Origin of the sequence: Micromonospora sp. NPDC049049, assembly GCF_040649115.1 — a bacterium.
Taxonomy (GTDB): domain Bacteria; phylum Actinomycetota; class Actinomycetes; order Mycobacteriales; family Micromonosporaceae; genus Micromonospora.
The window spans coordinates 236,064-254,909 of sequence record NZ_JBEZEX010000001.1 but is presented as its reverse complement, the minus strand read 5'-3'; the positions used below and the strand labels follow the sequence as shown (position 1 = coordinate 254,909).

18 protein-coding genes and 1 pseudogene are annotated in these 18,846 nt (G+C 72.9%); 11 read left to right on the top strand and 8 right to left on the bottom strand.

Features of this window, described 5'->3' with window-relative positions; genetic code table 11:
* Positions 1-391: 391 nt before the first annotated feature.
* From AB0B68_RS01170 to AB0B68_RS01160, 3 genes and pseudogenes are all read left to right on the top strand, one after another.
* Positions 392-661, top strand: a pseudogene (locus tag AB0B68_RS01170) (DivIVA domain-containing protein); the annotation flags it as partial.
* Positions 649-903 (top strand): hypothetical protein, encoded by a 255-nt coding sequence (locus AB0B68_RS01165; protein ID WP_357194073.1) that lies wholly within the window; start codon positions 649-651, stop codon positions 901-903. The pseudogene AB0B68_RS01170 and the gene AB0B68_RS01165, both read left to right, overlap by 13 nt.
* 68 nt (positions 904-971) lie before the next feature.
* On the top strand, positions 972-1,586 hold the full coding sequence (locus AB0B68_RS01160; protein ID WP_357193986.1) for a DUF4232 domain-containing protein: 615 nt from the start codon (positions 972-974) through the stop codon (positions 1,584-1,586).
* On the opposite strand, the gene AB0B68_RS01155 is transcribed toward AB0B68_RS01160, so the two are convergent.
* Positions 1,576-2,442, bottom strand: coding sequence for an ABC transporter permease subunit (locus AB0B68_RS01155; RefSeq protein WP_357193983.1), 867 nt, complete (start codon positions 2,440-2,442; stop codon positions 1,576-1,578). The genes AB0B68_RS01160 and AB0B68_RS01155 overlap by 11 nt on opposite strands.
* Positions 2,442-5,306, bottom strand: coding sequence for an alpha/beta fold hydrolase (locus AB0B68_RS01150; RefSeq protein WP_357257306.1), 2,865 nt, complete (start codon positions 5,304-5,306; stop codon positions 2,442-2,444). The genes AB0B68_RS01155 and AB0B68_RS01150 overlap by 1 nt, the downstream gene beginning before the upstream one ends.
* A gap of 372 nt (positions 5,307-5,678) precedes the next feature.
* Here AB0B68_RS01150 and AB0B68_RS01145 point away from each other — a divergent pair, with 372 nt between their 5' ends.
* From AB0B68_RS01145 to AB0B68_RS01110, 8 genes are all read left to right on the top strand, one after another.
* Positions 5,679-6,857: a hypothetical protein gene (locus AB0B68_RS01145; protein WP_357193977.1), complete on the top strand. Its 1,179-nt coding sequence runs from the start codon at positions 5,679-5,681 to the stop codon at positions 6,855-6,857.
* A complete protein-coding gene (locus tag AB0B68_RS01140; protein ID WP_357257303.1) occupies positions 6,844-9,462 on the top strand; it encodes a nitrate- and nitrite sensing domain-containing protein in 2,619 nt (872 codons plus the stop codon). Before AB0B68_RS01145 ends, AB0B68_RS01140 begins: the two co-directional genes overlap by 14 nt.
* Positions 9,459-9,932 carry a roadblock/LC7 domain-containing protein gene (locus AB0B68_RS01135; RefSeq protein WP_357257300.1) on the top strand — a complete coding sequence of 158 codons (474 nt, stop codon included), beginning with the start codon at positions 9,459-9,461 and terminating at the stop codon, positions 9,930-9,932. The genes AB0B68_RS01140 and AB0B68_RS01135 overlap by 4 nt, the downstream gene beginning before the upstream one ends.
* Positions 9,929-10,417 (top strand): DUF742 domain-containing protein, encoded by a 489-nt coding sequence (locus tag AB0B68_RS01130; RefSeq protein WP_355005865.1) that lies wholly within the window; start codon positions 9,929-9,931, stop codon positions 10,415-10,417. The genes AB0B68_RS01135 and AB0B68_RS01130 overlap by 4 nt, the downstream gene beginning before the upstream one ends.
* Positions 10,395-11,150, top strand: coding sequence for an ATP/GTP-binding protein (locus AB0B68_RS01125; protein ID WP_357257297.1), 756 nt, complete (start codon positions 10,395-10,397; stop codon positions 11,148-11,150). The genes AB0B68_RS01130 and AB0B68_RS01125 overlap by 23 nt, the downstream gene beginning before the upstream one ends.
* A gap of 38 nt (positions 11,151-11,188) precedes the next feature.
* Positions 11,189-11,689, top strand: a complete 501-nt coding sequence (locus AB0B68_RS01120) for a hypothetical protein (protein WP_357257294.1) — start codon at positions 11,189-11,191, stop codon at positions 11,687-11,689.
* A 36-nt stretch (positions 11,690-11,725) separates the two neighbouring features.
* Positions 11,726-13,939 carry an AAA family ATPase gene (locus AB0B68_RS01115; RefSeq protein WP_357193965.1) on the top strand — a complete coding sequence of 738 codons (2,214 nt, stop codon included), beginning with the start codon at positions 11,726-11,728 and terminating at the stop codon, positions 13,937-13,939.
* Between the two features lie 93 nt (positions 13,940-14,032).
* Entirely contained in the window at positions 14,033-14,965 is a 933-nt protein-coding gene (locus tag AB0B68_RS01110; protein WP_357257291.1) for a superoxide dismutase, read from the top strand.
* 52 nt (positions 14,966-15,017) lie between these two features.
* On the opposite strand, the gene AB0B68_RS01105 is transcribed toward AB0B68_RS01110, so the two are convergent.
* The 6 genes from AB0B68_RS01105 to AB0B68_RS01080 all read right to left on the bottom strand — a co-directional run bounded on the left by AB0B68_RS01105 (position 15,018) and on the right by AB0B68_RS01080 (position 18,812).
* On the bottom strand, positions 15,018-15,527 hold the full coding sequence (locus tag AB0B68_RS01105; RefSeq protein ID WP_357257288.1) for a GNAT family N-acetyltransferase: 510 nt from the start codon (positions 15,525-15,527) through the stop codon (positions 15,018-15,020).
* 149 nt (positions 15,528-15,676) lie between these two features.
* The gene (locus AB0B68_RS01100; protein WP_357257285.1) at positions 15,677-16,564 is read right to left on the bottom strand and encodes a hypothetical protein; all 888 of its coding nucleotides are present in this window, start codon (positions 16,562-16,564) and stop codon (positions 15,677-15,679) included.
* Positions 16,533-17,132: a DUF3618 domain-containing protein gene (locus AB0B68_RS01095; protein WP_357257282.1), complete on the bottom strand. Its 600-nt coding sequence runs from the start codon at positions 17,130-17,132 to the stop codon at positions 16,533-16,535. Before AB0B68_RS01095 ends, AB0B68_RS01100 begins: the two co-directional genes overlap by 32 nt.
* A gap of 22 nt (positions 17,133-17,154) precedes the next feature.
* Complete coding sequence (locus tag AB0B68_RS01090; protein WP_357193949.1) at positions 17,155-17,550, bottom strand: phage holin family protein; 396 nt, start codon at positions 17,548-17,550, stop codon at positions 17,155-17,157.
* Complete coding sequence (locus AB0B68_RS01085) at positions 17,547-18,185, bottom strand: hypothetical protein (protein WP_357257278.1); 639 nt, start codon at positions 18,183-18,185, stop codon at positions 17,547-17,549. Before AB0B68_RS01085 ends, AB0B68_RS01090 begins: the two co-directional genes overlap by 4 nt.
* A gap of 228 nt (positions 18,186-18,413) precedes the next feature.
* Positions 18,414-18,812 (bottom strand): DUF3263 domain-containing protein, encoded by a 399-nt coding sequence (locus AB0B68_RS01080; protein ID WP_357193943.1) that lies wholly within the window; start codon positions 18,810-18,812, stop codon positions 18,414-18,416.
* Positions 18,813-18,846: the final 34 nt, after the last annotated feature.

Sequence of the window (18,846 nt, the reverse complement as noted above, 5' to 3'; positions counted from 1 at the left end):
CGGGGTGGGTGCCGGGCTCCGGCCGGTACGTCACGCGCGGTCGTGCCGGCCGACCCCGCCCACCCCGGTGCCGCCCAGCCCCAGCATCGAACGAAGAAGGTCAACAGGGTTGCGTCAGCCCGAGCGGCTGTTCGTCACCCCACACCGCCTCGTCGATCATGGAGTTGTGGTGGGTGACAAAGCATCCTCAACATTACCAAACCAGGCACCACAACTCCTTGATCGACAAGGCCGGGTGCCACTTCTCCGCGATCTTGCACTTTCTGTCCCGACACAAGGGGCATATCGCCTCTATCGCCAGCCGAAAGCGCAAGATCGGCAGGGCCCTCCGGCTCGGTGCGGGGTTGCTGCTACGCCTCACGTCCTACGGCAACGGTGATGGAAAGGAGCTTCAGTAGTGATCTACCAGACCATGCGGCGCCTGCTCCCCCAGCACGTCCGCGCCGCGACCTTCAGCGTCCGCCGGTGGCGCGGCCTCGACCCCACACAGGTGTACGCCTACCTTGGCCTGCTCGCCGACGAACTGGAACGGCTCACCCGCGATCTCGCCACCGCGAACACCGAGGGTGAACGCATCCGGCAGGCTCTGCGGCAGTGGCAGTCGCGGCACACCGACTGTCGGCACACCTCGGCGGCCCCGAACAGCCGGTGGTCCCGGTGACCGAACCGCACTGGATCATCCACCTGCCGACCACCCTGCGGCGGGTCGACGACGCGGCGGCGCTGGCCATGGCGCTGCGCCACTCCCTCGGCCACGTGCTCGCCATCGACTTCGGCGAGACGACGCTCAGCGAGGAGGACCGGCAGATGGTGCGTACCCGGGTCTGGTGCGACACCAGGCTCGACGGGACCGGCCGATGCGGGCACCCGGCCAACCACGACGGACCCTGCCTGGCACCGTGACGCGGGCCTCGGCGGGTCGGTCCGACGCCCGACGCCAGCGAGACACCTCCATGGGCGAGGATCAACGGATGATCTCCCGTGACACGGCAGCACTGCGACGCATCGCCGCGACTGTCGCGACTGTCGCGACGACTCTCGTGCTCGGCGGCTGCACTCGTGACCATGAAGGCCAGGGTGGGGACCCGAGCGGGCCGCCGCCCGCCGCGTCCAGGTCGGAAGCAGGCCCGACAGCCAGCACCGAGCCGCCGGCCGGATGCCCGGCCAGCGGCGTCCGGATCCGGTCGACCGGCGGGGACGCCGCGATGGGCCTGCGCGCCCTCGGTCTGGAACTGGTCAACTGCGGCGAGAGCCCCTACCAGCTCAACGGGTACCCGGTGCTGCACGTCTTCGACGAAGCGCGCGAGCCGGTCCTGCTGCGGGTGGTCAACGGCGCCAAGGAGATCACCTTGGGCTTCGACCAACCACCCCGGCAGGTCACCCTCGCCGCCGGGGAGCGGGCCACCGCCGTGGTGCTCTGGCGCAACCTGGTCACCGACTCGACGGTGGTCGCCACCAACGGCGAGTTCCTGACTGTGGCACCCGCCGCCGGGCAGCCAGCCGAGGAGGTCGACCCGGACGGGCCGATCGACCTCGGCAACACCGGCCGGATCGGCGTCAGCGCCTGGAAGAAGGCTACGACGTGATGTCCTTGCGGGTGAAGCGCCAGAACGCCAGCCCCCAGAACAGCGTCGCGTAGCTGACCGCCGATATGCAGCCGCGCACCACGTCGTCGGTCTGCACCGGAGTCGACAGCAGGCCCAGCCAGGCGGTGCTGAAGTGGGTCGGCAGGAAGTCACGCAGCGCGCCCAGGGCGGTGATCTGGTCCAGGATGCTGGACAGGATCCAGAGCAGGACCGCACCACCCACCGCGCCCAGCGCGGCGTCCGTGATCACCGACAGCAGGAACGCCAGACCGGCCACCACCAGCAGGACGACCGCCAGGTAGCCCAGCACGGCCATCAGCCGGAGCAACCCCTCGGTGGGTTCCAGCTCGGCGGCGACAGTGCTGCGTAGCGGCGACCAGCCGTAGCGCAGGGTGCCGGCCAGCAACGCGGTGCCGGCCAACAGCAGCAGGGCCAGTCCCGAGTACGCGAGCGCGACCACCAGCTTCACCGTCAACAACCGCGCCCGGGGCACCGGGATCGCCAACAGATACCGCAGGCTGCCCCAGCTCGCCTCACTGGCCACCGTGTCGCCGCAGAACAGCGCGACGACCACCACCAGCAGGAACGACGCCGACACGAAGATCGAGAACAGGGTGAAGTTGAGCCCGCCCGAGGTGGCCAGGTCGACCAGGCTGGCGAACTCGTTGTTGCCGTTGTCGTCGTCGCCACCGGAGTTGAACTGGAACGCGATCAGGATGATCAGCGGCAGCAGCACCATGAACCCGAGCGCCAGCTGGGTCCGCCGCCGGGACGCCTGCCGGCGGAACTCCGCCCCGAACGGCATGGTGGCCGACGGCCGGTAGCCACGGGCCTCACCCGCGTCAGTAACAACCATCACCGGTCACCGCTTCCCCGAGAGTTCTCGCCCACCAGGGCGAGGAACGCGTCCTCCAGGCGCCGCCGGGGCACCACCCGGTCCACCCCGATGCCGGCGCGCACCAGCTCCGCCACCACCTCGCTGCGGGCCGTGCCGTTGGTGTCGACAACCAGTTGGCCGTCGCTCTCCGGCAACACGCGGACCCCGTGCAGCCGGTCCAGCACCGCCCGCGCCGCCACCGGGTCGGTGACGTCGAAGAGCACGCTCGGCGACTCGCCCACGATCTCCTCCACCGGCCCGGACGCCACGATCCGACCCTTGTTCACCACCACCGCGTGCGTGCACGTCTGCTCCACCTCGGCCAGCAGGTGACTGGAGACCAGCACCGCCCGGCCGTCCGTGGCGTACCGCTGGAGCACCCGGCGCATCTCGGCGATCTGCGGCGGGTCGAGCCCGTCGGTCGGCTCGTCCAACACCAGCAGCTCGGGGAGACCGAGCATGGCCTGGGCGATGGCGAGCCGCTGGCGCATCCCGTGGCTGTAGTTCTTGATCCTCCGGTGCACCGAGTCACCCAGCCCGGCGATCTCCAGCGCCGCGTCGAACTGCGCGTCCTCCCACGGCCGCCCGGTGGCCCGCCAGTACGCCTTCAGGTTGTCCAGGCCCGACAGGTGCGGCAGGAAGCCCGGCCCCTCCACCAGCGCCCCGATCCGGGACAGCACCGGCGAGCCGGGCACCAGCCGGCGACCGAAGACGTAGATCTCCCCGGCGGTCGGCTGGGTCAGCCCCATCAACACCCGCAGGGTGGTGGTCTTACCGGCACCGTTCGGCCCAAGCAGACCAACGACCTGACCCGGGTGCACCTCGAAGTCCACGTTCGACACGGCGACGAAGCCGTCCGCGTACTCCTTGCGCAGCGCGCGCACGGCCAGCGGGGTGTCCGCGTACTCCGGGTGCACCGAGCGGTCCTGGCGGCGGTGCCGGCGGCGGACCAGGGCGACGACCACGACGAGCCCGATCACGATGGCGGCGAGCAGGCCGGCGAGCACCCAGCGCCAGATCGTCGCCGCGGTGGGGATCGGCTCACCGCTGACCGTCGGCAGGCTGACCGCACCGTCCGCGGCAACCGTGTAGACGGTCGGCGCGGCCGGCGTGGTGTACGCCTGGTCGGAGGTGGCCACCACCAGCCGAAGCCGGTGCCCGGCCTCCAGCCGGCGGACGATCCCGGGCAGCGTCACGGTGACCGGGCGGGCGTCCTGCACCTGCTGCGGCAGGCCGGTGAGCCGGATCGGGGCGACCAGGCCGTTCGGCAGGGTGGCCGCCCCGTCCTTGTCGACGTCGTAGAGCTTGACGAAGAGCACCGCCTCGCCGGTCGGCGACGCGGCCCGCACTGTGACGGTGGGCGCACCGGCCACGTCCACGGCCTCGGTCAGCGGGGCGGACTCGAACCGGGCGTGCTGGCCGGGCACGTCGCCGGCCACGCCGTCCAGCAGCGAGGCGAGCCCGCCCGCGAACGGAATCGAGGAGATGGCGGCCGGGTTGCCGTTCGGCGGGTTCGCGATCGGCTGCGCCGGGCCGGCGACCGTCACCTCCCGGCGGGCGTTGCCGGCGAGGCCCGGGTAGTCGGCGCGGCGGAAACCGGTGGCGACGAGACCCCTGTCGAGCGCATCGAAGCCGGCGATCCGCGACCAGGTGAAGTCGTCGCCGGGCGCGTCCCCCTCGCCCTTGACGTAGTGGTCGAGCCACTGGACGGTCAGGAACTTCACCCGGTCGGAGTCCGACCGGGGCCCGCTGCCGCCGTCGTGCCCGCCGGTGAACCAGGCGACCCGTACCGGGGTGCCGGCGGCGGCGATGCCCCGCGCGTTCGCGTCCGCCTCACCGAGCGGGAAGAGGGTGTCCGCCTCGCCCTGCACCAGCAGGGTGGGGGCCTTGATCCGGTCCAGCACACCGGCCGGGCTGGAGCGGCGCAGCAGGTCCACGGCGGCCTGGTCGGCGCGGCCGGTGGTGGCGATCCGGAGGTACGCGGCGCAGACGTCGGCGGCGAACCGACCGCAGGACGGGTCGGCGGCACCCGCCGGGGCGCCACCGGGACCGGTGCCGGGGCCGGCACCCGGCCCGGGGCTGGGCGGCCCGGCCGACGCCGGTGCGCCCTGCGGCTGGGCGGCGGTCGCGCCGGAGAGCCCGGCCGGGCCGGAGCCCACGTTGCCGCCGCCGCCGAAGAAGAGGCCGGCCCAGCCCTTCTTGAACACGCCCTCGGTCGGCGCTCCGCCGGTGCTCTCCGGCAGGAACGCGCGGGACAGGTCGTTCCAGGTGATCATGGGCACGATCGCGTCGACCCGACGGTCCTGGGCGGCCAACAGCAACGCCAACCCACCGCCGTACGAGCCGCCGACCACACCGACCTTCGGGTCGCCGGCCGCGTCGGTGCGCACCTCCGGACGGGCGGCCAGCCAGTCCAGCAGTCGCTCGGCGTCGCGTACCTCGTAGTCCGGGTTGTCCAGGTGGATCTCACCGCCGCTGCGGCCGAAACCCCGCGCGGTCCAGGTGAGCACCGCGTAGCCGCGCCCGGCGAACTCCTCCGCGTCGGAGCGCACCGACTCCTTCGTGCCGCCGAACCCGTGCGCCAGCAGCACCGCCGGCACCTTCCGACCGGACGAGGCGTCGTCCGGCAGATAGAGGGTGGTGTCCAGGTTCACCGGTTCGTCACCGGACGGTCCGGAGCGGACGGTGAGCATCGCGCTCTCGGTGCGTACGCCCGGTCCCTGCGGCCACACCGCCCAGGTCACTGCGGCGGCCAACAGCACGACGACCACCGCGGCGGCGATCGCCCGTCGGCGGGTGGGCAGGGCACGCCGGAACCACGCGGCCGGCGACGGCGATGTCATGCGGCACACGGTACGGCCCACAGCCTGAGCGTTGGCTGAGATCCGCCGTACGTCCGTCCGGTTGCCCCGATCGGTGCCCGAGGGGGTGCGAGCGCGCACCGTCCGACGCGGCACAGTGAGTTGAGTTCGGATCCCGTGAATTCCGATCTTCCGCAGATATCCACCTCGATCCCTCCATGTCACACCCACAGCGGACACGGAGCGTGGCGGTAACACGGACAAATGGTGACATGACTCGAAGTGACGCGAACCTGACTCCCCGAGTGAGGTCTGACCCGGCGGCGGTTCGATTAGTTTTCCGGTCCGGTGCACGGGACTTGTCGGCCAGCCCGACGCCGCGCCGATCAGCGCCCCACGCCGGAGGAGACACACATGACAGTCCCCGCGCCGCGGGCCCGTCGACGGCCGTCCACGCTGGGCCGGCTGCTGCCCCTGCTGCTCATCGGAGCGCTGCTGGCACCGCTGGGCCTGCTCGTCACATCGAACTGGCGGCAGATCACCGACCACCGGGACCTCGCCGCCCGGGAACGGCTCGGCGTGCAGTACCTCACCGCGCTGGCGGCGGTCACCGACGCCCTCGTGGAGGCACAGTCCAACGCGGTGAACGGTCGCCCCGTCGCCGGGGAGGCGTTGAACGAGGCCGTCGAGAAGGTCGCCGCGGTGGACGCCCGTATCGGCAAGGAGCTGCTCAGCCAGGAACGCTGGGCCGGCGTACGGGCCAAGCTGGAGGCGCTGCGCGGCCGCAGCGCCACCGACCCCGAGGCCGCCTACACCGCGTACGGCGAGGTCTCCGACCTGCTGCTGGCCCTGCACCGGAAGGTCCGGGAGAGTTCCGGGCTGGTCCGTGATCCCGAGGCCGACTCGTTCTTCCTCCAGGACAGCGCCGGCCAAGAGCTTCCCGAGGCGGTGATCGGCGCCGGTCGGCTGGCCGACCTGTCCACGCTTGTCGCCCGCCGGCCCGCCGCCGAGCAACCGCGCGGCCTGCTGGAGCTGACCGGCCTGCGGGTGTCCGCCCTGACCCCCGCCGCGGACCTCGTCGACAACCTGCGCTCGGCAGTGGACGGTTCGGAGAGCACCGACCTCGGTGCCAACGTGCTGACCCCACTGGACACCTACCAGCGTTCGGTGGAGGCGCTCGCCGGGTACAGCCTGCCCACCAAGGACACCGGCGTGGTCGACCCGGGCCAGTTGAGTGCCGCCGCGCTCAGCTCGCACCGCTCCGCCCGCCAGCTTCAGCCGGTCATCCTCACCGAACTGGACTCCCTGCTGGCCGAGCGCATCGATCGGCTCGACCGGGACCGCTGGCTGACCGCCGGGGCGGGTGTCGTCGCCGTCCTGCTGCTGGGCTGGCTCGCCGCGTTGCTGGTCGCCGCCGGTCGCCGGGCACAACGGCGGGCCGCCCTGGCCGCGACCCACGCGGAGAGCCCCGACGCCCCGCCCCAGCGCGACCTGTGGCAACCGCCGGCCGACGAGGCGCGTGCGCTGCAACCGGTCGGCGCGACCCGTGACCCGGAGACCGCACAGTGGGGGGCGTTCGATGCTGCTCGGTAGGCTCCGGATCCGCGGCAAGCTCGCGCTTCTCGTGGTGATTCCGCTGCTCAGCATGGTCGGCCTGGCCGTGCCGGTGATGCTCGACCGGGTCGCCGCGGCACAGCGGGCCGGCGACACCGCCGAACGGGTCCGGCTCGCCAGCCGTGTCGGCAGCCTGGTCCAGGACCTCCAGCAGGAACGCATCCTCTCCGTCGGCTTCCTGCTCGGCCGGGTCGAGCGCGGTGAGCTGGTCCGTAAGTCCGCGGACGTGGACGACCGGGTGGCCGACCTGCGGGCGGCGCGGAGCGACGCGCTGACCGAGCAGGTCGACCGCGCCCTCGACGGCGTGTCCCGCCTCGTCGAGCTGCGCACCGCCGTCCTGGCCGGGGCCGCCAAGCCGATGCAGGTGATGGACGCGTTCGGCCCGGTCAACAAGGGGATCATCGAGTCGCTGCGGCTGGTGGTCGGGGTGGACACCGACACGTTGCCGGGCCGTCAGGTGCTCGCCCTCGACGGGCTGCTCCGCTCCGACGAGGGCCTGGGCACCTGCGCCACCCTGAGCCTGTTGGTCAAGGCGATCGGCACCCCGGACACCACTGCCGGGTACGTGGCGTGCATCGCCGCGCTGATGGTCGACAACTCGCGCTTCCGCAGCCTGATCACGCCCGAGCAGCTCAAGGTCGCCCAGCTCAACGACGCCGCCGTGGCCGCGCGTACCAGCCCCGACTTCCTGGTCAGGAGCGCCCGGGATCCGGCCGCCGCTGTCCGTCCCGTGCCGATGGAGGCGCTCTTCCCGGCCGTCCGCACGATGATCCGGCTCGGTCAGTTCGTCGAGAAGAAGCTGATCGCCGACGTGCTCGCCGAGGTCACGGCCGAGCAGCGGCGCGCGCTGACCGCCGCGTACCTGGTCGGTGCCGCGGCGGCGTTGATCCTGACGCTGGTGGTGCTGCTCAGCGTGGCGGTGGCGCGGACGGTGGCCCGACCACTGACCCGACTCACCCGCTCGGCCGACCGGGTCGCCCGGGTCGCCGAGGCGGAACTGGTCCGGGTCACCGACGACGAGGTGGAGAGACACCAGGCGGTCCGGCTGGAGCCGGTGGACATCCGCGCCAACGACGAGATCGGCGACCTGGCGCGGGCCTTCGACCGGGTGCAGAACACCGCGGCGCAGCTGGTCGAGCGGCAGGTCGCCGGCCGACGCAACGTGGCGCAGATGTTCGGCCACGTCGGACGGCGTACCCAGAACCTGGTGGGTCGGCAGATCGCGCTGATCGACCGGCTGGAGCAGCAGGAGGCCGACCCGGGCCGCCTGGAGCACCTGTACCGACTCGACCACATCTCCAGCCGGTTGCGGCGAAACGCCGGCAGCCTCGTGGTGCTCTCCGGCTCGGCCGGGGCCGACGCGCACACCGCGCCGGTGCCGCTGGCCGACGTGGTCCGGTTGGCGCTCGGTGAGATCGAGGACTACACCCGGGTGGATGTGCAGGTCCCGGCGGGCGTCTCGGCCGCGCCGGCGGTGGTCGGTGACCTCGTCCTGACGCTGGCCGAGCTGATGGAGAACGCGACCGTCTTCTCCCCGCCGCACACCCGGGTACTGGTGGCCGCCGAGACGTCCGGCCTCGGCGTACGTCTCACAGTGGTGGACCACGGCATCGGCATGAGCGAGCAACGCCTGGCTGAGGAGAACGCCCGGTTGACCCGCCGGGAACGTCTCGACCTGGCCCCGACCGAGGTGCTCGGCCTCTTCGTGGTGGGCCGGTTGGCCCGTCGGCACGGCTGGCAGGTCGCCCTGGCCGCTACCGGCGGCGGAGGCGTGACCGCACAGCTGGAGATCCCGTCGACGTCGCTGGTGCTGCGCCGCGCCGACCGCGCCGGAGCCACTGTGGCCCGCGCCGTGGTGCCGGGTCGGGACCGGCGTACGACGGCGACGCCCAACCCCCAGCACGAAGTACGGCCCAGCGCGGTGGCCGTTGCCGCGCCGGCCCGCTTCGACTCGGACCTGCTGAGCCGGGCCACCCTCAGCCTGGACGCCGGCCCGTCCTGGAACGCGTTCGGTCGGGGCCAGCCGGAGCAGGCCGCCCCGGAACCCCCGGACCCGGAGCCGGTGAGCAAGCCGGGCGGGCCACGGGTGCGGCAGCGGGTGCCCGGCGCCACGCTGCACGCCACCGCACCGGCGACCCGGCCGGTGGACGCCACCGGCGCGGACCCCGCCGCCGCCCGCGCGCTGGTCGAGGCCTTCCAAGCCGGTGTACGCCGCGCCGAACTGCACGTGGCACCGGGCCTCGACCGCGCGTCGGCGCGGACGGCCGGCGACCCGTCGGGCGGCACCGGGGCGGCCGTGGTGGACTTGGGCCCGACCGTCGACCTGCCCAGCACCCCGGGAGGCGCCGGCCCCACGGTGCCGCGTGGTGGTGGCTCGACCGATGCCGCACCGGAGCGGCCCCTGTTGAGCCGACGGGTGCCGGGAGCGAACCTCACGGCCATCCCGGTCTGCCAGCCGCCCAGCACCGACCTCGGTGACCCGGCCGAGGTCCGCGACCTCATCAGCGAGTTCGAGGCGGGCGTCGCCCGCGCTCTCCGCGAAGTCAGCCCCGACCACCGGAACGAAGAAGGATCATCACGGTGACCAGCCCCTTCCTGCACGACAACGTCGAACAGAGTCAGCCCAGCGCCACTGGGGACCTCAGCCCGGAGGCCCGTACGTTCAACTGGCTGCTGGACTCCTTCACCTCCAGCACTGCCGGGGTCCTGGAGGCGATCGCGGTCTCCTCGGACGGCCTGCTGATGGCCATGTCGGCGATCAAGGATCGGTCCAACGCGGAGCGGTTGGCCGCCGTCGTGTCCGGGATGACCAGCCTCGCCGGTGGGGCCGCCAGTTGGTACGCCCTCGGCGGCCTGAACCGGGTGATCGTCGACATGGCCGACGGCTACCTGCTGATCAGCGCGATCAGCAGCGGTTCCGTGCTCGGGGTGGTCGCCGACCGTTCGGCGAACCTGGGCACCGTCGCGTACGAAATGACGCTCTTCGCCGGGCGGGCCGGTGGCGCCCTGACCCCGCGACTGATCGTCGAGTTGAAGAACGCCGTTCAGCAGTGACCCCCGACGTCGCCGGTGAGGATCCGGATCCGGACCCGAGAGTTCGGATCCGGCCGTACCTGCGCACGTCACCCCCGACCGGGGTGGGCGCGGCGGCGACACCGGCGCTGCCGGAGCCGGAGCCGGACGCGGACCAGCCGAGCGGTCCCCGTCCGTTCGTGCTCACCTCCGGGCGGGTCGCGGGTGCCGACCCGGCGATCGGGTTGGAGACCCAGGTGACCGCCCGCATGGACAGCGGTTGGTGGGCCGGCCCACCGGGCGCGCTGCTGGCACCGGAACTTCAGACCATCATCGCGCTCTGCGCCGAGCCGATCTCGGTGGCCGAGATCTCGGCCCGCGCCCGACTGCACTTCGGCGTGACGCGGGTCCTGGTCGGCGATCTACGCGCCGCCGGGCACCTGGACGTGCACGTGACCGACACCGACGACGCCGTCGACCCCGATCTCATCCTGCGAGTGATTGATGGACTCCGTGCGATCTCCTGAATGGCCGGTCGCCCCGCTCGGCGGGGTCGCCGCGAACAGCGCCGCCGCCCGTTACGGCATGTCCCCGGGCACCGGGCCGATAGTCGGGCGGGCCGGCCCACCGCCGACCGCACCGCCCCCGTACCGGCCCCCGTCCGGTGCGGGGTCCGGCCCATCGACAGGTAAGCCGGCCGCACCGCCGATCCCGGTCAAGATCCTGGTCGCTGGCGGGTTCGGGGTGGGCAAGACCACCACGGTGGGTGCCATCTCCGAGATCGCGCCCCTGACCACCGAGGCCGAGATGACCACCGCCGGGATCGGGGTGGACGACCCGGGTGCCCGGTCCACGAAGACCACCACCACTGTGGCGATGGATTTCGGCTGCGTGACGATCGACCGCAGTCTGAAGCTCTACCTGTTCGGCACGCCGGGGCAGACCCGGTTCGGCTTCATGTGGGACGACCTGGCCCGGGGAGCGCTCGGCGCGCTGGTGGTGGTGGACAGCGCCCGGCTGGACGACTGCTTCCCGGCCATCGACTTCTTCGAGCGGGCCGGTCTGCCGTTCGTCGTCGGGGTCAACGCCTTCGACGGGCGACTGGCCCTGGAACTCGGCGAGATCCGTTGGGCGCTGGCCATCGGTGATCATGTGCCCCTGGTGCAGTTCGATGCCCGCGACCGGCTCTCGGTGCGGGACGCACTACTTGTCGTCCTGGACCGCGCGTTGGACCGCGCTACCCGGGACAGGAGGGCCTGAGCCGACCAGCTCCGGCCGTGGCGGGAAGAGGTGATCTGGTGAGGGGCGACCTGGACGAGACGCTGGCCCGGATGGCCCGACGTGTGGAGGCGTCGCGCCGTCGGGCCGCCGACCGTGACGACACCACCGCACCGTCGGGCCCGCCCGGCCTCGGCGGCGACACCCGCAACGACCGGCCGGGCCGGCACGCGGGGGTGGAGACGCCGAACGAGGTGGCCGGGTGGGGGCCGGTGGAGGAGGTGGCCGAGGCGGTCCGCCAGGTCGTCGGGGCCTACCCCGGGGTGGCGGTGACAGTGCAGGTGGAGCACGCCGGTCGGACGTACCCGATGCGGGTCTCCTGGGACGGCCCTGCCGTCACTGTCGGACCGGTTCCCCCGCCGACTCCGGTGGAACCCCCGCCGGTCTGGCCGCTCTCCGGCCGAACGGTGCCCGCCTGGGCGCCCGGCCCGGACGGGTTGACGCCGGACCCGGCGGCCCGGTTGGCCGAGCTGATCCGAAGCGACCCGACACTGCTGGACGAGCTGGATCCGCGGCGCTGACCGGCGGGGCTGGCTGCCGGCGGCTACGGTCGGGCAGTGGCGCAACCCGACCTGACCTTGACGGCGAGCCTGCGGCCGGCGGCGCTGGACGCCCGACGGGGCATCGTGCGCCTGCACCCGGAGGCACTGACAGCGCTGGGGCTGCGCCCCGGCGACCCGGTCCGCCTTGTCGGCCGCCGGGAGACGGCCGGGATCGCGGCGGAAGCCGGGCCGGGCGCGAGCAGCGCCCTGCTGTACGCCGACGACCTGACGTTGGGCAACCTGGGTCTGCGCGACGGGGGTCAGGTGCGGGTGAGCCCGGTGCCGTTGGTCCCGGCGAGCCGGGTCGTCCTGGCCGGGCCGGTGGGGGTCGTCGCGGCGGTCAGCCCGGAGATGCTCCGGCTCGCCCTGCTGGGCAAGGTGCTCACCGCCGGGGACGATGTGTCGCTGCTGCCGCAGGACGTGCTGCCGGACGCCTCGGTCCGCAGCCTGGTCGAGGCGGCGCGACGCAGCCTCGCCAACACCGTCGGTTTCGCCTGGACCAGCACGCTGCTCAGCGTGGTCGAGGTCGAGCCGGCGGCCGGCGCGCTGGTCACCATGGGCACAGCGGTCGCGTGGGAGCACGGTGCGACGACCCACGGCGGACCTCCCCCGGCCGGCGCCGCGTCGACCCGGCCGGTTGCGAGCGCCGACGCCGTTGCGGCGGACGACGCGCCCGACGTGGACGAGCTGCCCGGGCTGCGGGCTCAGGCCGAGGAGCTGACCGAGCTGCTGGACCTCGGCTTCCACCACCGGGAGGTGCTGGGTCGGCTCGGCACCACCATCTCGTTGGGGGTGTTGCTCGTGGGTCCGGCGGGCTCCGGAAAGTCGGCGCTGGTCCGGGCCGTGGCCGCCCGGGTCGGTGCCCGCGTCCACCCGCTCTGGGCGCCGGAGGTGGCCGCCTTGGCCAGTCAGGCCGCCGCGGAGCGGTTGCGCGTCGCGGCATCGGCGGCCCGGGCCGAAGGGCCCGCGGTACTGCTGGTCACCGACGTCGAGGCGCTCGCGCCGGCCGACGATCCGGGTCCGGTGGCGACGGTGTTCCGGCAGGTGCTCGCGGAGAGCATCCGCGCCGGCGTGGCGGTGGTCTGCACCACCGGCCGACCGGAGGCGGTTGACCCCGCACTGCGCGCGCCCGACCTGCTGTCGCTGCGGATCAGCGTCCCGCTCCCGGATCAGGCACTGCGCCGCGAACAGCTCACCGTGCTGACCCGGCAGGTGCCGCTGGCCGACGACGTCCGGCTGGACGAGCTGGCAGCGCGTACCCCCGGGTTCGTCGCGGCGGACCTGGCCGCGCTGGTCCGGGAGGCCGGGGTACGCGCGGCGCTGCGGCAGAAGTCCGCCGAGACGCCGACGGTGTCGATGGCCGATTTCACCGCCGCCCGGGAGGTGGTCCGGCCCACCACGATGGCGGCATCCACGCTGGATCTGGCCTCGGTGACCCTGGACGACGTGGGTGGCCTGGACGAGGTCAAGCAGACGCTGACCGAATCGGTGCTGTGGCCGCTGACCTACCCGGACACCTTCGCCCGGCTCGGCGTGCAGCCGCCGCGCGGTGTGCTGCTCTACGGGCCACCGGGCTGCGGCAAGACCTACCTGGTCACCGCGCTGGCCGGGTCGGGGCGGGCCAACGTGCTGTCGGTCAAGGGGGCCGAACTGCTCTCCAAGTGGGTCGGTGAGAGCGAACGCGCGGTCCGCGAACTGTTCCGTCGGGCCCGGGAGGCGGCCCCCACGCTGATCTTCCTTGACGAGGTGGACGCGCTGGCCCCGGTACGTGGCCAGGCCACCGACGGGGGCACCACGGACCGGGTGGTCGCCGCCCTGCTCACCGAGTTGGACGGGGTGGAGACGCTGCGCAACGTGGTGGTGGTCGGTGCGACGAACCGGCCGGACCTGGTCGACCCGGCGCTGCTGCGGCCGGGCCGGTTGGAGCGGCTGGTCTACGTGCCGCCCCCGGACGGGCCCGCCCGCGCGGAGATCCTTCGGGCCGCGTCCCGGCAGGTGCCGCTGGCACCGGACGTCGACCTGCCGGCTCTCGGCGACGAGCTGACCGGCTTCTCCGCCGCGGACTGCGCGGCGCTGATCCGCGAGGCGGCGCTTGCCGCGATGCGGGAGTCGCTCGCCGCCGCCACGGTCACCGCCGAGCACGTGTCGACCGCGCGGGCCCGCGTACGACCATCGCTGGACCCGGTCCAGGTCAAGTGGCTCGCCGACTACGCCGCCAACCGGGAGTGATCAGGCCGGCACAACCTTTTGCAGCGTAAGGGACGTTCCTAGTACGTCACATTCCTCAGTGGATTGGTCCACTGCGACGTCAGGTGGTGTTCCGTGCGCAAGCGGCTCTCTCTTCTCCTCGTACCCCTCCTGGCGGCGGCGACAGTGGTCTCGGTCGGCGCACCGGCGGCGGCCAGTCCGGCGAAGCCGTTCCCGGCCCGGATCGCGCTGCCGAACGGGTTCACCCCGGAAGGACTGACGATCGGTCGGGGCACCACCGTGTACGTGGGCTCCGTCCTGGACGGTGCGGTGTGGCGGGGTGACTTACGCACCGGACGTGGCTCCGTGCTGATCCCCGGCACACCGGGAACCGCCAAGGCGGGCATGAAACTCGACAGGCAGGGCCGGCTCTGGACGGCCGACTTCTCCGGCGGCGGGGCCAGCGTGTACGACCCGGGCACCGGTGCGCGGCTGGCCCACTACCAGTTCACCACCGACCCGAACACCCTGGTCAACGACCTGGTGATCACCAAGCGGGCGATCTGGTTCACCGACTCCGCCCGGCCGGTGCTGTACGTGGTGCCGCTGGGCCCGGGTGGTCGTCTGCCGGCCTCCGACGCGTTCCGGGTGCTGCCACTCACCGGACCGGGGGCGACGCCGGACGCGTTCAACAACGGGATCGTGGCGCTGCCGGACGGTGATCTGCTGGTCGCGCAGATGCTCACCGGTCAGCTCGTGCGCGTCGACCCGCGTACCGGCGGCAGTCGCCTGTTCGACCTGGGCGGCTACTCGGTGGACCGGGCCGACGGGCTGGTCCTGCGCGGACGCACCCTCCACGTGATCCGGAACCTGACGAACGTCGTCGCGGTGGTCCGGCTGAACGCCGGCTACACCGCCGGAGTGGTGCAGCGGGAGATCACCGGCCCGCAGCTGCGTTCGCCGGCCACCGGCGACCTGCTCGGCTCGGCGTTGTACGTGGTGAACGGCCGGTTCGACGTGGAGTCCACGCCCAGCACCGACTACGACATCGTTCGGCTGCCGGCCTGACCGAGGCGGTCGGCGGCGACCCGTTGTGGTCGTCGCCGGCCCGACGGCCAGCTCAGAGGGCTGGCGGCGTCGAATCGAGGCAGATCTCGGCGCGTACCTTGCCGTCGTCCTCGCGCAGTTTGGCGCCACACTTCCGCAGAACGGCGACCGCTCCGATGTTGTCCGGGGTCGTCTCGGCGACGACCGCTTGCATACCAGCCCGAGCGGCGGCGTTCAGCAGCTCCCGCAGGGCGGCCGCGCCGATCCCCTGCCCCCGCGCCGAGCGCCCGAGCCACATCCCGGTCTCCACGGTGCCGGGCTCGTCACAGCGCGTCATCCGCACCATGCCCATCACCTCGCCCCCGACGAGGATGGCGTACATCTGCGAACCGGTCGGGCCGTCCAGCCCGCCGAAGCTCGCCCGGTGGAATTCGCGGAACGCCTCGCGACGGGCGAGCGACCAGCCCGCGGGTGCCTCGACCGGGGGCATCACGTCACCCGGCTCCGCCTCCGCAGCCGCTACGGAGAGCAACGGCTCCAGGTTGCTCTCGTCCACCGGCTCCAGCCGGACCGCACCCGCCACGTGCCGCAGTCTGCCGCCCTCATCGGCCGAAGTCCACCCCATTGGCCATCCACTGGCGGTCCGGACAGCGGTACCGGCCGGTCGGGCGGCAGTGGTGTTCCACATCACGCTCTGTTGTCACCCGACCGGGTGTCACACGCCCAAAACGCCTACCCGAACTCGCAGAACACCGCCGAGGCGTCGTCGCTGGACTTGTGTCGGCGCAGTCGGTCGGGGTGGTCGCGCTCGGCGTTGCGCACCCGGTCGATCAACGCCCCCGGACCGTCGGCGCTCAGCAGGTCGAGCAGACCTGCCCAGTCGGTCAGCGCGAACTGCTCCACCGCACTGGACGCGCCGTCACTGAGCAGCGCCGCCCGCCGTAGCGCCCCGGGACCGCGCCGGGGCGCGGTCCCGGTGACAGCGTGGAAGGCAGCGTCCGGGTCGGAGGCCGCCACCCAGTAGCCGTGGGTGCGGTTCATCCGCTCCCGCTGGACGCTCACGGCGTGCCGGAACCGGGTGACCGGGTCCGCCGCACCGCCCGGCACCACGGCCACTGTCTCCCGCAGCTCCGCCATCGCCGCGTCCAACCTGTTGTCGGTGACCACGCTGACCTGCCCGCCGACGTCGAGGACCAGCGGGCTGTCGCAGAGCACCAGGTAGTCCACCTGGTCGCCACAGTCCCGCAGGAGGCAGACAGTGCTGGACGGGGTGCCCGGGTGGTCGAGGTCGCACTGCCCGCCGTGGTCAGCGCGTACGGCGAGAATGGCCGCCGCCAGGTTGCTCGTCAGCCGGGCCGCCGGGCGCACCGCCTCGGCGACGCCGATTCGGGCCGCCAGGTGCCGGACGTACCACTCTGGCCCGTGCACGCAGCCGGTCTCGAAGCCGTCCGGCACCGTCGCGCCGTCCAGGACACCGACCAGCGGGCCGAACCGGAAGACCAGGTCCTCGTTGACCGGGCGGCCCGGGGCCGGCGCGGACGCGGAACGTACCCGCATCACCGGCGCCGGCCCCGGCAGACCGGTCGGGTCAACGCTGTCGAAAGTCGTCGACGGCCGCATGCGTCTCTCCCTGCACCTGACCGGCGGCCGAACGGCCCTGGTCGCGTACCGCGGACACGCCCTGCTGGGCGCTGGACCGGACCGACTGCGCCGCCTGCTGCGCGGGCTCCCGCAGGTTGTCCTGCATCTGGTGGCCAACCTGGCTCGCCTGCTCGCGCAGCTCACCGGAGTGCTCACTCACCATGTTCCGCGCGCGCCCGGCGAGTTGCCGCTCACGTCCGCTCGGCGGGATCAGGGAAGCCGCCAGCAGACCGACTCCGAAGGCGACCAGGCCGGCGGCCATCGGGTCACCCTGAGCCTGCTCGCGGGACTGCTGCCCGAGTGAACGGGTTTCGTCGCGTACCGAACCGGCCGCGTGCGACATCCGTTGGCCAGCCTCCTGGCCCAGGTGGTTCGAGCTGCCCATCATCTTCTCCTTCGCTCGGGTGAAAGCCCCGCGGGCCTGCCCGACGCGGTCACCGGCGATCCGACGCGGGTTGACCCTGTCGGTCAGCGCGTCGACGTCACTGCTCAACTCGTTGCGGGTGGTCTCGATCTCCCGCCGGATCCGATCCGGATCACTGGACATGACCTGTTCCCTCCCGACTCGTTCACCGACCCCGCAGGGCGTCCGGCAGCTCCCGGGCAGTCTGCTTCGTCCGGGGCAGAACCGTACGAGCCCGCTTCAGCTGGGTCCGGGCGTTGATGAAGAGGCCACCGGCCACGGCGGCCCAGAGGACCGCGACGATCAGCGCCGCCCACCCCTGGTCCATCGTGTTGGACAGCCCCCACCAGACGGCGTACGACACGAAGAGCACAGCCAGGAATCCGGCCAGCCCGGCGGCGCCGAACATTCCGCCCGACTTGCCCACCTGGCTGGCTTCCTCGCGGAGCTCGGCCTTGGCCAGTTCGACCTCCTTGCGCACCAGAGTGGACATGTCCCGGGTCACGTCGCCGATCAGCTCGCCGACCGAGGCCTGGGTCCGCTCCTTCTCCGGGGCGCTCACGGTGCCACCCCGCCGGGCAGGTCCCGCGCCTGCGCACCGGGGGGCGAGACGTTCTGCGCCCGCGCCGTACCCACGTACGGCTGCTGACCGGCGTCCGCCGGTGCACCCTGCGCGGATGACGGAGCACCGGACGCGCCTGCGGACTGACCGTTGCCCGAGGCTGGCGCGGTCAGGCCACGGGTGAGCCGCCCGACCAGCAGCCCGGCCACCGCCGCGCCCGCGAGGAACGTCGTCGGATGCTGCCGCGCGTACGTGCGCACCTCGTCGAGCACCTCGCCGGGTTCGCGCTCGTCGAGCCAACCGGCGGCCTGCTGGGCGGCGTCGGCGGCCTTGCGTACCACCTGACCGGCCAACCCGGAGTCGCCGTCCCGTTCGGCCATCGAACTGAGGTTCTGACCCAGGTCACGCAGGCCTGCGGCGGCTCGCCGCTGCTGCGTCTGTGCCTGATCACGAAGCTGCCCGGTGGCCTCACCTGTCAACTGCTGGGCCTGTCGCCGCGCCTCCGCGGCCACCTGCCCGCCCTGCTCAGCTGCGGTATGGGCGACCTGCCCCCCGGCCTGGGCGGCCTGCTGGCCGACGCGCGACGCTTCCTGGCGGGCCTGCTGTCCTGTGCCGCTCTGGTTCGTTGCCGTCATACCCCGCTCCCTTCCTGGGCCCGAGGTCGCGTGCGACCCCGGAACCCCTCCCGCGTACCCGCCGGGCCACCCGCCATGCGACCGCAACAGGCCTGCCCGGCCCGCCGACCACCGCCGCGATCTTGCACTTTCTGTCCCGACAAAAACCCCAAAGGCCGCTAATCAACGACAGCAAGTGCAAGATCGCCGGTGCAGGGGGTCGGGGCGGGGTGGGGTGGGGGTGGGAGGTTAGCGGCGGCGGTTGCGGGCTCGGGAGGAGCGCAGGCGGCGGAGGCGGCTGATCAGCACCGGGTCGGCAGCGAGGGCTGCCGGATTGTCCAGCAGGCCGTTGAGCAGCTGGTAGTACCGGGTCGACGAGATTCCGAAGGTGTCCCGGACGGCCTGCTCCTTGGCACCGGCGTGCCGCCACCACTGCTGCTCGAAGGCGAGGATGGCCCGCTCCCGCTCGGTCAGCCCCGCAGCCGGATCAGCGGGCTGCGCCGCGTCGGCGGCGGGGGGCGCGTCGGCGGTCTCGATGGACGGCGCCGGTCGGGGGTTCGGGACTGTCGGCCCGGCAGCACCCGCAGGCTCACCCGGACGAGCGTCGGTGGACGGCTCGGGGGCGGCCGGGGAGGTGTCGGCGGACATGTCGTTCAGCCTAGTCAGCGGCGACCAGAGACGC

What these genes read in the sequence shown, in the direction of transcription:
- AB0B68_RS01145 (WP_357193977.1), top strand. Translation starts at nt 5,679, where the DNA reads ATGACAGTCCCCGCGCCGCGGGCCCGTCGACGGCCGTCCACGCTGGGC.
- AB0B68_RS01150 (WP_357257306.1), bottom strand. Translation starts at nt 5,306, where the DNA reads ATGACATCGCCGTCGCCGGCCGCGTGGTTCCGGCGTGCCCTGCCCACC.
- AB0B68_RS01160 (WP_357193986.1), top strand. Translation starts at nt 972, where the DNA reads ATGATCTCCCGTGACACGGCAGCACTGCGACGCATCGCCGCGACTGTC.
- AB0B68_RS01080 (WP_357193943.1), bottom strand. Translation starts at nt 18,812, where the DNA reads ATGTCCGCCGACACCTCCCCGGCCGCCCCCGAGCCGTCCACCGACGCT.
- AB0B68_RS01095 (WP_357257282.1), bottom strand. Translation starts at nt 17,132, where the DNA reads ATGTCCAGTGATCCGGATCGGATCCGGCGGGAGATCGAGACCACCCGC.
- AB0B68_RS01085 (WP_357257278.1), bottom strand. Translation starts at nt 18,185, where the DNA reads ATGACGGCAACGAACCAGAGCGGCACAGGACAGCAGGCCCGCCAGGAA.
- AB0B68_RS01155 (WP_357193983.1), bottom strand. Translation starts at nt 2,442, where the DNA reads ATGGTTGTTACTGACGCGGGTGAGGCCCGTGGCTACCGGCCGTCGGCC.
- AB0B68_RS01125 (WP_357257297.1), top strand. Translation starts at nt 10,395, where the DNA reads ATGGACTCCGTGCGATCTCCTGAATGGCCGGTCGCCCCGCTCGGCGGG.
- AB0B68_RS01140 (WP_357257303.1), top strand. Translation starts at nt 6,844, where the DNA reads ATGCTGCTCGGTAGGCTCCGGATCCGCGGCAAGCTCGCGCTTCTCGTG.
- AB0B68_RS01100 (WP_357257285.1), bottom strand. Translation starts at nt 16,564, where the DNA reads ATGCGGCCGTCGACGACTTTCGACAGCGTTGACCCGACCGGTCTGCCG.